Origin of the sequence: Candidatus Poriferisocius sp. (assembly GCF_965202595.1) — a bacterium.
Taxonomy (GTDB): Bacteria; Actinomycetota; Acidimicrobiia; order Acidimicrobiales; family Bin134; genus Poriferisocius.
In genome coordinates this window covers 2,682,581-2,695,229 of the sequence record NZ_OZ241836.1, presented here as the reverse complement: position 1 = coordinate 2,695,229, position 12,649 = coordinate 2,682,581, and the positions used below count along the sequence as shown (strand labels likewise).

Annotated in this window: 12 protein-coding genes; 5 read left to right on the top strand and 7 right to left on the bottom strand. The window is 64.7% G+C overall.

Translation table 11 applies throughout. The features are described 5' to 3' along the window. Window positions 1-14 precede the first annotated feature (14 nt). Both ACOGXC_RS12150 and ACOGXC_RS12145 read left to right on the top strand, forming a co-directional pair. Window positions 15-1,163 (top strand): branched-chain amino acid ABC transporter permease, encoded by a 1,149-nt coding sequence (locus ACOGXC_RS12150; protein WP_419918440.1) that lies wholly within the window; start codon window positions 15-17, stop codon window positions 1,161-1,163. Window positions 1,164-1,288: 125 nt separating this feature from the next. Beyond that, on the top strand, window positions 1,289-2,791 hold the full coding sequence (locus ACOGXC_RS12145; protein ID WP_419918439.1) for an ABC transporter substrate-binding protein: 1,503 nt from the start codon (window positions 1,289-1,291) through the stop codon (window positions 2,789-2,791). Window positions 2,792-2,870: 79 nt separating this feature from the next. Here ACOGXC_RS12145 and ACOGXC_RS12140 read toward each other — a convergent pair whose 3' ends face one another. The 5 genes from ACOGXC_RS12140 to ACOGXC_RS12120 all read right to left on the bottom strand — a co-directional run bounded on the left by ACOGXC_RS12140 (window position 2,871) and on the right by ACOGXC_RS12120 (window position 8,996). Further along, a complete protein-coding gene (locus ACOGXC_RS12140; RefSeq protein ID WP_419918438.1) occupies window positions 2,871-3,626 on the bottom strand; it encodes an ABC transporter ATP-binding protein in 756 nt (251 codons plus the stop codon). A 61-nt stretch (window positions 3,627-3,687) separates the two neighbouring features. Further along, window positions 3,688-4,458, bottom strand: coding sequence for an ABC transporter ATP-binding protein (locus ACOGXC_RS12135; protein ID WP_419918437.1), 771 nt, complete (start codon window positions 4,456-4,458; stop codon window positions 3,688-3,690). Between the two features lie 43 nt (window positions 4,459-4,501). Then, entirely contained in the window at window positions 4,502-6,514 is a 2,013-nt protein-coding gene (locus ACOGXC_RS12130; RefSeq protein ID WP_419918436.1) for an ABC transporter permease, read from the bottom strand. A gap of 49 nt (window positions 6,515-6,563) precedes the next feature. After that, window positions 6,564-8,078, bottom strand: coding sequence for an ABC transporter substrate-binding protein (locus ACOGXC_RS12125; RefSeq protein ID WP_419918435.1), 1,515 nt, complete (start codon window positions 8,076-8,078; stop codon window positions 6,564-6,566). A gap of 90 nt (window positions 8,079-8,168) precedes the next feature. Beyond that, a complete protein-coding gene (locus ACOGXC_RS12120; RefSeq protein ID WP_419918434.1) occupies window positions 8,169-8,996 on the bottom strand; it encodes an enoyl-CoA hydratase-related protein in 828 nt (275 codons plus the stop codon). Window positions 8,997-9,074: 78 nt separating this feature from the next. On the opposite strand from ACOGXC_RS12120, the gene ACOGXC_RS12115 reads away from it, so the two are divergent. After that, window positions 9,075-9,911, top strand: a complete 837-nt coding sequence (locus ACOGXC_RS12115) for an alpha/beta fold hydrolase (RefSeq protein ID WP_419918433.1) — start codon at window positions 9,075-9,077, stop codon at window positions 9,909-9,911. A 183-nt stretch (window positions 9,912-10,094) separates the two neighbouring features. Here ACOGXC_RS12115 and ACOGXC_RS12110 read toward each other — a convergent pair whose 3' ends face one another. Continuing rightward, window positions 10,095-11,342, bottom strand: a complete 1,248-nt coding sequence (locus ACOGXC_RS12110) for a CaiB/BaiF CoA transferase family protein (RefSeq protein WP_419918432.1) — start codon at window positions 11,340-11,342, stop codon at window positions 10,095-10,097. Window positions 11,343-11,397: 55 nt separating this feature from the next. Next, complete coding sequence (locus tag ACOGXC_RS12105) at window positions 11,398-11,556, bottom strand: ferredoxin (protein WP_419918431.1); 159 nt, start codon at window positions 11,554-11,556, stop codon at window positions 11,398-11,400. A gap of 174 nt (window positions 11,557-11,730) precedes the next feature. On the opposite strand from ACOGXC_RS12105, the gene ACOGXC_RS12100 reads away from it, so the two are divergent. Together ACOGXC_RS12100 and ACOGXC_RS12095 are read left to right on the top strand one after the other, a co-directional pair. Next, window positions 11,731-12,060: a hypothetical protein gene (locus ACOGXC_RS12100; RefSeq protein ID WP_419918430.1), complete on the top strand. Its 330-nt coding sequence runs from the start codon at window positions 11,731-11,733 to the stop codon at window positions 12,058-12,060. Next, the gene (locus ACOGXC_RS12095; RefSeq protein WP_419918429.1) at window positions 12,035-12,475 is read left to right on the top strand and encodes a YbaN family protein; all 441 of its coding nucleotides are present in this window, start codon (window positions 12,035-12,037) and stop codon (window positions 12,473-12,475) included. The genes ACOGXC_RS12100 and ACOGXC_RS12095 overlap by 26 nt, the downstream gene beginning before the upstream one ends. The last annotated feature ends 174 nt before the right edge of the window (window positions 12,476-12,649 follow it).

Here is a 12,649-nt window from a genome sequence, read left to right as displayed (position 1 = left end):
GTGGAGCGGGTGTGATGAGGGCAGCCGGAGTGCAGGCCGGCAGTTGGCAGCACCGGCGGAGGCAGATCATCGGGTGGGCCCTGTTTGCCCTGGTGGTGGCTCTGGTGCCGTTCTTGATCGCCGACACCTACAGCCCGACCATCCTTGGCAACCGCTACACGTTCGGACTGGCCAATCTCAGCCAAGCCGTTGCCCTGATGGTGGCGGTGCTGGGTCTGAACATCGCCACCGGCTACAGCGGGCAGCTCTCTTTGGGTCATAGCTTCTTCGTGGGGTGCGGGGCCTATCTCACCGCGGTGCTGGTGAATGAGTTCGATTGGTCGTATGTGGCCACGCTGGGGGTGGTGGTACCGGGATTGTTCGGGTTCGGGGTGCTGTTCGGGATACCCGCGCTGCGTATCCAGGGGCTGTACCTGGGGCTGTTGACGTTTGCGGTGGCTGCGGTGTTCCCGTCGATCATCCGGCTCGACGAGGTGGCCGCTCGCACCGGGGGCAGCAACGGGCTGCTGATTGATAGTGACCTGGAGGCACCGTCGTGGGTACCGCTGGACCGGGTTACGGAGTGGTTGCACTCGCTGCCGCTGGTGGGATCCCGGGTGCCCGACGGGTTGACCGGGCGGCAGGAGGAGGCGGTGTACAAGTACTTCCTGCTGGTGGTCGTGGCCCTGGTGTGCTTCTGGCTGGTGCGCAACATCCTGGCCGGTCGGGTGGGGCGGGCCATGGTGGCCATCCGGGACAATCCGCTGGGGGCGGCGGCCAACGGGGTGAACCTGGCTGCCTACAAAACGCTCAGCTTCGGCATCAGCGCGGCGGTGGGTGGGGTGGCCGGGACCATGCTGGCCATGCACTCGGGGTTCTTGGGACCCGATGAGTTCGGTTTCCAGATGGCCATCATGCTGATCGTGGGGCTGATCGTGGGGGGTGCGGGGACGCTGCATGGCGCGGTGGTGGGGGGCCTGGCCATCCAGTTCATCCCCCTGTGGTCGAGCCAGACCCAAACCGTGCCGGGCACCGACGTAGCCCTGGAGGGGCCATACGGCACGGCCATCCTGGGCGGGCTGCTCATCGCCATCACCTTCGCGCTGCCCGGCGGGGTGGCCCAGGGGTTCCGGCGGATCAAGAACCGGCTCCTGCCGGTGGTGCCCAAGCCGCCAGTGGGTTGATTTAGCCCGCCCTTTTTCGATCCCGCCACCGGTTAAAACCTGTACCAATCTGTAATTGTCATGATCCCGGCGTAGTGTTATTGGACTGCATTGACCCCAGGAGGACAGTCTCAATGTCGAACTCAATGTCGAAATCTTCAATACTCCGGCCCCTGCGCTACTGGCTCGTGCTGCTCGCCGCCCTTGCCCTGGTGGCCAGCAGTTGCGGAAACGATGACGACGGTCCCGATGCTGCCGACCCACCGGCAGCCACCGAAGCCCCCGAGGAACCGGCCCCGGCGACCGAGGAGCCCGAGGAACCTGAACCCGCTCCGGCGACCGAGGAGCCTGATGAGCCCGAACCCGCTCCGGCGACCGAGGAGCCTGATGAGCCCGAACCCGCACCGACCGAGGAACCCTCGACCCTCGTGGAATTGGGCGGTGGTGCGGCCATTGATGTCGCCGAGTGCCCCGAGGAGTGGGACAACTACGCCGGGGTGACCGACACCGAGATCCGCTTTGGCAGCAGCTTGCCCCGGGCGGGAGCGCTGGCCGGGTTCGGCACCATCAGCGACGGCATCCAGCTTTATTTCGACAATGAGGAGGTTGGCCTGATTGATGGCCGTCGAGTGGTGATGGTGAGCCGCGACGACGGTTATGTACCGGCCCGGACGGTGACCAACGTGGAGGAGATGATCGACGTGGAGAACCTGCTCGGTTTCGCCGGAATCCTGGGCAGTCCCAACAACCTGGCGGTGCGTGACACACTCAACGAGAACTGCATCCCGCAGCTCTTCAATCTGACGGGCCTGCCCGATTGGGGTGATCCCACCAACTACCCGTGGACCACGGGCGGGTTGATGTCATACGACACGGAGGCCCGGGTTTGGTGCCGCCAAATTTCTGATGAGTTGGGTGAGGGAACCACAGCGGCCGTTCTATCGCTGGGCAACGATGCCGGCGAGGCGTGGAGAGTGGCCTTCAACGATTGTGCTAGCGAATCAGGTATCGAAGTTCTGGATGAGATACAACACGATCCTCAGGCCGATTCGGTGGGCTCCGATGTGATCAACCTGGCGGCCAGCAATGCCGAGGTTCTGATCGTGGCTTCGTCGGGGGCGTTCTGCCCGCAGGCGGTTGCCAGCGTTGCCAGCCTGCCGTGGGAGCCCATGGTGTTCGTGGCCAACGGGTGCCAGAGCATCTCGCTTTTCTGGGTGCCGATCGGGCCTCTGGCCAACGGGGTCAGGCTGGTGAACACCCAAAAGGACGTGGCCGACACTTCGATGGCCGACGATGAGTGGGTGCGATTCGTGCGAGACAGCCTGAATGCCCAAGGCATTGATCCCGAGGAGGCATCCCACGCTTTGGGCTACACCTTTGCCGAGGTTCTGCACCAGGTTCTGCTGGCCGCAGCCGAGATGGACGGCGGCGTGAACCGCACCAACTTGATGCGGGCCATGTGGCAGGTGGACTTCGAATCCAGGGGTGCCATAGGCAACTCCTTGCGGCGCCTGGATGGTGCCATCGACTCCTACATGGTTGAAGCCGGGCGCGTGGAAGAGCTGGTGGTGGATGCCGATGGCGCTCGTTACGTGCCCGTTAGCGACATCATCTCGTTCGAGGGCGACACCGGCACCTTCAGCCCGTAGCTGCTCTTGCTCTTTTGCGAATCGTGATCGGCACCGAGGAGCAACCGGCCACGTCTGACAATTAATTAGTGGCTGGCAATTACTGGCCGGTCGTGTCGAACAGGGAGGCACCCACCACCTCGGCAGCTTCGGTGGAAGGGCCCTGCCAGGTGATGGAGCCGTGGTGCAGGAGTATGGCCCGATCGCACAGGGCCAGAGCGTGCCCCATGTGCTGCTCGACGATGAGCAGGGAAGTTCCGGTGTCACGGATGCGGGCCAGCACTTCGTAAACCTCGTCGGTAATGATGGGGGCCAGCCCCAATGACAGCTCGTCGGCGATGAGCAGCCGGGGGGCATCCACCAGCACCCGGGCCATGGCCAGCATCCGTTGCTCGCCCCCCGACAGGGTGCCGGCCAACTGGCGGCGGCGCTGGGCTATGGGTGGGAAAAGCTCGTAGGCCCGCCCGAGGGCTGCCCTCAAGCCGGAGCGGTCGCGGGTGCGGGATAAGGCAAGGGTGAGGTTTTCCTCCACCGTGAAATCGGCGAACACGGCCCGCCCCTCGGGCACGTGCACCACGCCTGCTTTGGCGTAGCGGTAGGCCCGCACGTTGGTGAAGTCGTTGCCGTCGATCATCACCTGCCCGGTGGTGGGCACCACCAGACCGCTGGCCACCCTGGCCACGGTTGTCTTGCCGGCACCGTTGCGTCCCAAAAGGGCCACGGTATCGGCCTCCCCCACCGAGAACGACACGTCGAAGAGGGCTTTGAAGGGCCCGTAGGCGGTGCTCACTTGGCGCATCTCCAACACGGGGACCGAAAGCGGGGCCGGGGCACTCATGCATTGCGAGGTGGTCACGGTGTGTCCACCAGCATCAAGAGATCCAACAAAACCGGGGCACTCATGCATTGCGAGGTGGTCACGGCGTGTCCACCAGCATGTCTCCCAGGTATGCGGTCTTTACCTGGGGATCCTTCATAACCTCGGCGGTGGGTCCGTGGGTGATGAGCCGGCCGAAATCCAGAACGTAAGTGCGATCGGTGAAGGTTGCCACCAGCTCCACATCGTGCTCCACCAGAAGCAGGCCGAAGCCCTGATCGGTCTGGATACGCATAAGGGTGCCGGCCAGAGCTGCGGTCTCGGCCCTGTCGAGGCCCGAGGAGGGCTCGTCGAGCAGCAGGATCCGGGGTTGGGTCATCAGGGCCCGGGCCACCTCCACCAGCCGGCTCTGGCCCAGGCTGAGAGTCTCGATGGGCTCGCCACCCATGCCTTCCAGCCCGAGACTTTCCAGCAGGGCATCGCAGCTTGCCAGCTCTTGGGGCTTGGGAAGACCCAGACCGAGGATGTCCTTCCAGAGGGCACCGGTACCGCTGCGGATGCGGTGGGCGAACAGCAGGTGGTCGCGCACCGACGAGCCGCTGAACAGCTCTACTCGCTGAAAGGTACGCCCGATGCCGAGGCGGGCCCGTCGATACGCCGGCAGGCGGGTTATGTCGCTCCCGTCGAAGCTCACGGTTCCCGCGTCGGCTCGCAGCAGTCCCAGCAAGCAGTTGAACAAGGTGGTCTTGCCCGCACCATTGGGGCCGATAAGCCCCACCCGTTCTCCCTCGTCAACCGCGATCCGCACATCATCGAGAGCAGTGATGCCCGCGAACCGCTTGGTGATCCCGGTGGCGGCCAGCAGGCTCACAACCCGTCCTCTTCTGGCGATCCACCCGTGGCGGTCAGCAGGCTCATGTTTGCTTCTCGGCAATGTTTGGACCGCCACCGGCGAATATGCGTTGCATGAGGATCTGCGAGCGGCGCTTGCCGTGTTCGAGCAGGCCCTCGGGGTGGCGGGCGAACGTGATCGCCGCGAATCCGAAGAGCACGAAGCGCCAAGCCCCGTCCAGGTGCAGCCAGCGCTCCAGCACCAGCACGGGGAAGATAATGAAAGCTACGCCCGCCTGGGCCGCCCCCTCCACGGTGCGTGCTCCCAGTACCACCACGATCACGAGCCAGAAGAGGCCCAGTTGGGGATCGTAGGTGGCGTCGTAGCTCACGAGGCGTTCCTCCATGGCCAAAAGCCCCCCGCCGATGGCAGCGATGGCGGCGGATATCGAGAACACGATCACCCTCGATCGCCAGGCGATCACCCCGATGGACTCGGCCGCCGTCTCCGAACCCCTCAAGGCGCGCAGAGCCATGCCCGTGCTGCTTTCGCGTATCAATATCACCAGCACGCTCACCAGCACCAGCACCGCTATGCACAGCACCAGGAAGTTCTTGTGGCTGGTGAAGTCGATGCCGAGGAGCTGGGGGCGGGGGACCCCTCTTCCCTGGGAGATGCTGCCGCCGACCCAGCCGTATTTCACCAGCACGTCGTCGAAGAACAGGGCGAAGGACAAGGTGGCTATTGCCAGCCAGATACCGCCGAGGCGCATTACCGGCACGCTCAACGCCGCGCCCACCGCCGCCGCGATGGCGGCACCGACCAGCATGCCCACCATCACCGAGATGTCCCAGCGTTGGGCCAATTGCATTACCCCGAAGCCACCAATGGCGGCGAAGGTGACCTGGCACAGGGCTATCTGGCCACCGAGGCCGGTGAACACCACGATGGACAGGAAGATGATGGTGAATATCACCGAATGGGTGATGCGGGAGATCCAGAAGTTGTTGGCGTAGCCGAACGTCCAGATGCCCACAACCGTGAAGAAGGCCAGGGCCATGATGCGGGTGTAGATGGTGAGACCTCGGCTGCGGGCGGTGGCGGCCAGAGCCGGCGGGGGCGGGGCCACTCCGAGGAGGGGATCGACCCCTGCTACCTGGCGGCGGATGGCCGGCCAGAACACGATGATGGCGAACAGCATCACGTAGGGCAGCGCCGAGCCCCGCAGCTCGTTGAGGATCACGTTGTCGTGGGGAAGGTGGGTGCGCAACTCGGTGGTTATCACTCCCAGAAGGAGCCCCCCGAACAGGGCGGCGGGCAGGCTCACCAAGCGTCCCAGCGCCGCGGCCGCCAGGGCGGAGATCACGATGGGGAAGTACCCACCGGGTTCCAGCGCCGTGCCCAGGGTGGAGGTGATGGGCACCAGCAGCACCCCGGCCAGTCCGGCGAACAGGCTCGAAAGCATCCACGAACCCGAGGACACCCAGTCGGAGTTGATGCCGTTCAGTTCGGTCATGCGGGGGCTTTGCACCACAGCCCGTATGCGAAGCCCCATGCGGGTGTACCGGAACAGGGCGGCCAGGGCCACCGCAGCAACCACCATGATGGCGAAGGCGGCTATCTCGTCCCGGCTGACGGAGCGCCCCGACAGCCAGAAGACCGCGCTGTCGCCGTCGGGCATGATGCCCACCGCTCCGTAGGGTGGCTCGCGGTCGTAGTTCACCACCAGCTTGAACAGTTCGGGCAGCGCAACCAGCAAACCCAACGAGATCACCAGCTTGGCGACGGCCGAAGCTGCGTGCACGTGGCGGAAGATCAACCGCTCCAGCAGCAACCCCAGCAGGGGGGCCACCAGCACCACCGCAACCAGCACCGCCGCCCATATGGGCCAATCACGCCTCACGTGGAGCTCGTAATAGGTGGCGGCGCTGATGAAAGCCTGAGCCCCGAAGGCCAGGTTGAACACCCCCGAGGTCTTGTAGGTGAGCACGAAGCTCATCGCCACCAGGGCGAAACCCGCGCCCACCGGTAGGCCCTGGAAGAACGCCCTGACGGTTTCTTCCACCACTCCGGCGGCCAGCAATTGGTCCCCCATGGCTGAGAGGTTGATTACCTGCTACCTACGCTCCAGCGGGGCCTGCCGGCTACCCTGCGAAAGAGGTGGCCTCGGGTTCGTGCCAGTCCTCGCGCGCTCTCTCCCAGCATACCCAGGGTTTGCCGGCTTCACCCGTCCACTGAACGAAGGCACCGTTTTGGATTTGCACTCCGGTCAGGCAGCGCAAATCGTAATCGGCATCGGGGTTGTTGCGGGGATTGTCGATCTGGCGATCCCAATCCACCGGGATGGTGAGCCCGTCGTGGCTGTAATCGGTGAAGGAGCGGATCGCCTGGATCAGCGAGGCCCGATCGAATTCGGGGCCTGCGGCCAGCAAACCTTCGTAGAACAGGTGAGCGTTGAGCCAGCCGACCATGGTTTGCTCCTCGAGTTTGATGCCTTCGGTGTATTCGAAGAACTTGGCTTGCAGGTCGCTGTTTATGTTCGCCTCGAAGGGTACGAACTGGGTGAACACCAGGTCACCCTCGAACAGATCGGCGTTGCTGGCTACGAAGTCGTGGTTGTAGGTGTTGGGGTGATACATGACCACCTGGTCGCGGTAGTCCTGCTTGACCAGCTCTTGAGCGATGGTGCGCATCCCGTTGAGATCCAGGCAGGTGAGGATCAAATCCACCCCCTTGTCCTTCATCTCCGAGACTTGCGGAGCCACCCCACCGGCGAGACCGTAGGCGATGGTGGTGTCGAAGAACTCCACGGTCACCCCACCGGCGTCGGCACCGTATTGTTCGATGGAGTCGCGGTAGCCCTCGGCGCAGAGCTTGGAGTTCTCGGTGTTGCCGTAGCCGAAGATGCCCACACGAGATGCCCCTACCTGGTTGGCGATCCACAGCACGTTCTGGTGCGTGCATCCGATGCAGTTGGGGGCGACGTGGCCGAAAAGGGCGGGCCGATCGCTGAACTCAAGGTGGATTCCCCAGCCGAAGGTGGGTACCCCGGCCTCGTTCAAGATGTCGGCCCCCAGGAACAGCAAGGTTGCCACGAAAGCGGCCAGGGAGTCGTCCTCCTCCACCATGGCCAGGGCTTGTGACTGGTTCATACCGAGTTGGTCGTCGCGCTTTTTGTCCAGCACCAGATTCCGGCCGTAGATGCCGCCTGTGTCGTTGATGTAGTTGAAGTAAGCCTCGATGCCATCGTTGTAGGAGGCGATGTTGGTCCCCAGGGCGTTGTTGCTGATGGTGACTATGGAGGTGACCTTGATTTCGGAGTCGTTCACCCCGGGCACGCCTTGAATGGGCACGAACGTGTGGCGGTGGTCGGGCTCTTCGGGTTGGGGGGCGGGTTCGTCGGTGGTTTGGTCGGGTTCTTCGGGCGCAGGGTCGGGTTCATCGGTTGTTTCGTCGGGTTCGGTGCCGGTTTGGTCGGGCTCGGGTTCGTCGGTGGTTTGGTCGGGTTCGTCGGGCTCGGTGCCGGGTTCGTCGGGCTCGGGGGCGGTGGTGGTTGCCGGGGATCCACCCCCGTCGTCGTTTCCGGCATTACCGCAGGCCCCGGCCAGCAGAGCCAGAACCGCGATCAGCAGCATCAGCTTCCATGAACGAGCAAACATTGATAGTCCCCCCTCGTGTTTTCCGCCCAGACTAGTTCAATTCGATCAACTCGGTGCGGGGAGCGGGGTCAGTGGCAACTTGGTGCGGGGTCAGTGGCTGGTGCGGTAGTCACCGAACTTGGAGTCGCGTTGGGTGAGGGTGGAGGTTAGGCCCTTGTCGCGGATCGAGGTCACGAAATCGGCCATGGCCTGCGTGTGGGTACCCAGCGCGCACAACTCGGTTCCGGCTCGCAGGCCGGCTCGCATGCCCATGTGCTCCATCTGGCGATGCACCACCCTCTTGTTCATCTGGAGCAGTTCGGCGGGCACCTGGGCTATGCGTTCGGCCACCTCGAGAACAGCATCCTCCAGCTCCCCCTCGGGAAAGGCAGCGTTGGCCCAGCCCCTCTCCACCGCTTCGGTGCCCGACACGTAGTCGCCGGTGAGCATCATCTCCATGGCCTTGCGCATACCCAGGAACCAGGGGTGGAAGTGCATGTCCGGCACCCCGAAGCGGACGGCGGGGTAACCCATCTTGGCGTCCTCGGCCATGTAGACCAGATCGCATCCGGTGGCCAGCTCGCTGCCCCCGGCCAGGCAGTAGCCGTGCACTTGGGCGATGACCGGTTTGGCCAGGTCCCAGATGCTCATCCAGCCCTCGGTGACGTGGCGGGGCCACTGACCCTCGCCGCCCGGGGTGTAGTAGGGCAGTTCGTAACCCTCGTTGCCCCCACCCAGGTCGTAGCCGGCGGAGAAGGACGGGCCGGCACCCCGGATGATGCTCACCTTCACGCTGCTGTCCTGGTCGGCTTCGGCCAGCGCGTCGAGGATGGCCCCCCGCAGCGGGTGGACGAGACTGTTGCGCTTATCGGGGCGGTTCATGGTGATGCGCCGGACATGGGGCCGGGGATCGTCGATCAGGATGATGTTGTCGCTCATGGCTGCCCACCGTAACCTGCGAATCGATGCCTGTCTCCACTGCGGTCATAGCCATCGGTTCCTTATGAGCGAACCCCGATGAGCCAACCCCGGCTCATTGCCTCGTCCAGGGGGGCCCGAGTGGCGCTCCACGACCTGGGTGGCGACGGGCCGCCGGTGCTTTTGACCCACGCCAATGGGTTTTGCGGGCAGATGTGGCAGCCGGTGGCCGGCGCGCTGGTATCCATGGCCCGGTGCTGGGCGCTGGACTTTCGGGGCCATGGCGACAGCCGGGTCTCGCCCGATGAGGACTACGGCTGGGACGGAATGGCCGACGACGTTCTGGCCGCTGTGGATGCGCTTGACCCCGCCCCCCGGCTCGCCGCGGGCCACTCCCTGGGCGGGGCGTCCATCCTCAAGGCTGAGCAGGCCCGCCCCGGTACCTTCGACAGGGTCTGGTTGTACGAGCCGGTCATCATCCCCGCCGGGACCATCCCTCGAGGGGGCGTGAACGTGCTGGCCACCATCGCCCGGAGGCGGCAGGAGACGTTCGAGTCGCGCCGGGCGGTCTACGACCGGTATGCGGCCCGACCTCCGCTCAGCCTGCTCCACCCCGAGGTGTTGAGGGCCTATGTGGAGAACGGTTTCCAGAAGCAGCCCGACGGTTCGGTGACCATGAAATGCCCGCGGGAGGTAGAGGCCACCATCTTCGAGAACCACGATCTGGTGGGGTTCGCCCGGCTGGGCGAGGTTACCGCGGCGGTTACCGTGGCCACCGGTGCCGGCACCGATCCTCCCGCAATGGCGGCACCGATGATTGTCGAGCGGCTGCCCAACGGCTCCCTGGTCCGCTTCGATGACCTGACCCATTTCGGGCCTCTTCAGGATCCGTCCCGGATCGCTGATTCCATTGCCGGCACCCTGTTCACAAGCTGACGGCCTGATCGGCGGGCGGTGGTCTAGGTGGTCTAGTGAATGGCCTGATCGGCGGGCGGTGGTCTAGGTGGTCTAGTGAATGGTCTGATCGGCGGGCGGTGGTCTAGGTGGTCTAGTGAATGGCCTGATCGGCGGGCGGTGGTCTAGGTGGTCTAGAGGATGGTCTGATCGGCGGGCGGTGGTCTAGAGGATGGCGCCGGCTTCTTTCATGGCGGCTATCCGGTCCCAGGGAACTCCGGCTTCGAGCAGGAGGGTTTCGGTGTGCTCACCGTGCTCGGGGGCCCGCTCGACGTTGACGGGCTGCTCGTTGAACATTGCGGGGTTGGCCACGAGTCGCACCTCGGTGCCGTTGGCCGCGGTCATGGTGGGCAGGTAGCCATTGGCGGCGACCTGGGGATCCTCGAACAACTCGCTGAGGGTTTGGAACGGCACCCACACCCCCCTGAAGTCGGCCAGGGCCTCCTTCCAGTAGGCCAGGGTTTGGGCCCCGAAAACCTCGTCGAGGATGGCTATGCAGGCTTCGTTGTTCTCGGCCCGGGCGGCCATGTCCACGAACCGGGGATCGGTGGCCATGCCGGGCCGACCGATGCATTGGCAGAGTTGCGCCCAGTGCTTGTCGGTCTGCAACAGGATGAAGCTGAGGAAGCGACCGTCGGAGGTTCGGTAGATGTTCACCCCGGGATTGATGGCCTGGGTGCGATCGGCCTGAGGGAAACGTTCCAGACCGAACAGCCCGGCGGCCACCACCAGGGGGGAGAGCTGCCACATGGCGGTGGCCAGCAGGGACACGTCCACGATGGACGGCTGTCCGGTGGCCTCACGCTGGTAGAGGGCGGCGGCGATGGCACCGGCGGTGGCCATGCCCCCCATTACGTCGCCGAACGCGGGGGCGGGTTGGTTCATGGGCCACCCGTCGGGCCGCTGGGGCAGGGTGGCTCCCATACCTCCCCGGGCCCAGAAGGAAGCCCCGTCGTAGCCGCCCTTCTCGGCATCGGGACCGTGGGGGCCCTGACCGGTGCCCCGGGCAATGATGATGCGGGGGTTGCGTTCCCGAAGGTCGTCGATGTCGATGCGGAGTTTGCGGCGCACCGGGGGCATGTAGTTGGTGAGGAACACGTCGGCGGTCTCCACCAGCTTGAGCAGCATCTCCCGGCCGTCGGGGTGGGCCAGGTTCAACCCGATGGAGCGCTTGCCCCGGTTGGGTTGCTCGATCATGAAGTTCACGCCGCCGGCACCACCGGGGACGAGGCCCGAGGTTATGAGCCCCCGTTGGGGGTCGCCGGTGACCGGGTGTTCCACCTTTATGACCTCGGCCCCCCAGTCGACCAGCACCGACCCCCCGGAGGGCACGAATGTCCAACTGGCCACCTCGACCACTCGAATGCCGTCGAGGGGAAGGTTCGGGCGATGGGAATCGGTTGGATCGTTCACCGGGCCAGCTCCCGGTTGATGCCATCCTTGAGGGCCAGGAACTCATCCACCCCGCTCACCGGCAGCCCCAGCAGTTCCAGCAAGATCGGCCTCGAACAAGTCGGGCCCCAGCAGTTCCAGGAAGATCGGCCTCGAACAAGTCGGGCCCCAGCACGTAGCAGCGCCCGTGCCCCTGGCAGGTATCAACATCCACTCGTATGCGCACAACGAGCATCGTAGCCAAAACAACGAATTATGGGCTGAGGGCAGGATTCGCCGGTTCGGGTTTTGAAATCAAACCATCTGCGCTGAACCCTGTAGCGACCACCGGTAGAGCTTGGTTGCCCCCGATGCCCGATTGGGGTTGGGTGTGGCGGGGTTGGGCCGGGGGTGGGAGACTGGATCGGTAATGACCGTTGAGACCGCGCCGGCTGAGGTGGAGGCCACTGGCACTGCCGAACGCCGCTTCAGCCAGTCGATGGTGGTATCGGGCACCCGATGCCTGCTGACCTACCTGGTGTTCCCGTACCTGCTGCCGGTGCTCGGGTTGGCAGATACGGTGGGGCCGACGCTGGGGGTGGTAATCGGGGTGGTGGCCATCGTGTTCAACGGGTTGAGCATCCGGCGGTTCTGGCGGGCCAACCATCGGTTGAAGTGGCCGGTGAGCATGGTGAACGCGGCGGTGATCGTGTTGCTGGGCTACCTGATGGCCGGTGATCTCACCGAACTTGCCGGGTGAGCCCGGCGATCCCGCAGCGTTGGACCACTCCAGGGTGGCCCGCAACCCGCTGGTGCGGGGGTTGTGGGTGGTGGCCGGCCTGGCGTGCGTGGCAGTGGGAGCCGTAGGGGTTATCGTGCCGGGGCTGCCTTCCACGGTGTTCTTCATCATGGCGGCGGCGGCATTTTCCCGCTCCAGCAAGCGGATGGAGCGCTGGGTGCTGGGATTGCCCGGCGTGGGGAGGCTGGTGGCCGATTACCGGGCCGGGTTGGGAATGCCACTGCGGGCCAAAGCAATCGCCGGCACGATGATCGTGGCCGCGGTGGGGATCAGCACGGGCCTGTTGCTGGGATCGTGGTTGTGGCGATTGGTCGTGATCGGTTTGGGGATTGTGGGGTTGGCCTACATATTCGGCCGGGTTCCCACGGCCCGCTAGCAGATCCCTCCCGCCCTCAGGCAACCCTCTGACCAGGGATTTTCAAATTACCCCGAAGTAACCATTGTTTTGTACACTTGGTTTTGCTGTGAGCGAACAAATTCACTTTTGTTTTGTACACTTGGTTTTGCTGTGAGCGAACAAATCGAGGGTGCCGGTAGTCTTGTTGGTGGC

Bases quoted from the DNA above. Each gene is read 5' to 3' on its own strand.
- ACOGXC_RS12120 (WP_419918434.1), bottom strand. From the start codon at position 8,996: ATGAGCGACAACATCATCCTGATCGACGATCCCCGGCCCCATGTCCGG.
- ACOGXC_RS12150 (WP_419918440.1), top strand. From the start codon at position 15: ATGAGGGCAGCCGGAGTGCAGGCCGGCAGTTGGCAGCACCGGCGGAGG.
- ACOGXC_RS12125 (WP_419918435.1), bottom strand. From the start codon at position 8,078: ATGTTTGCTCGTTCATGGAAGCTGATGCTGCTGATCGCGGTTCTGGCT.
- ACOGXC_RS12115 (WP_419918433.1), top strand. From the start codon at position 9,075: ATGAGCCAACCCCGGCTCATTGCCTCGTCCAGGGGGGCCCGAGTGGCG.
- ACOGXC_RS12100 (WP_419918430.1), top strand. From the start codon at position 11,731: ATGACCGTTGAGACCGCGCCGGCTGAGGTGGAGGCCACTGGCACTGCC.
- ACOGXC_RS12105 (WP_419918431.1), bottom strand. From the start codon at position 11,556: ATGCTCGTTGTGCGCATACGAGTGGATGTTGATACCTGCCAGGGGCAC.
- ACOGXC_RS12130 (WP_419918436.1), bottom strand. From the start codon at position 6,514: ATGGGGGACCAATTGCTGGCCGCCGGAGTGGTGGAAGAAACCGTCAGG.
- ACOGXC_RS12145 (WP_419918439.1), top strand. From the start codon at position 1,289: ATGTCGAAATCTTCAATACTCCGGCCCCTGCGCTACTGGCTCGTGCTG.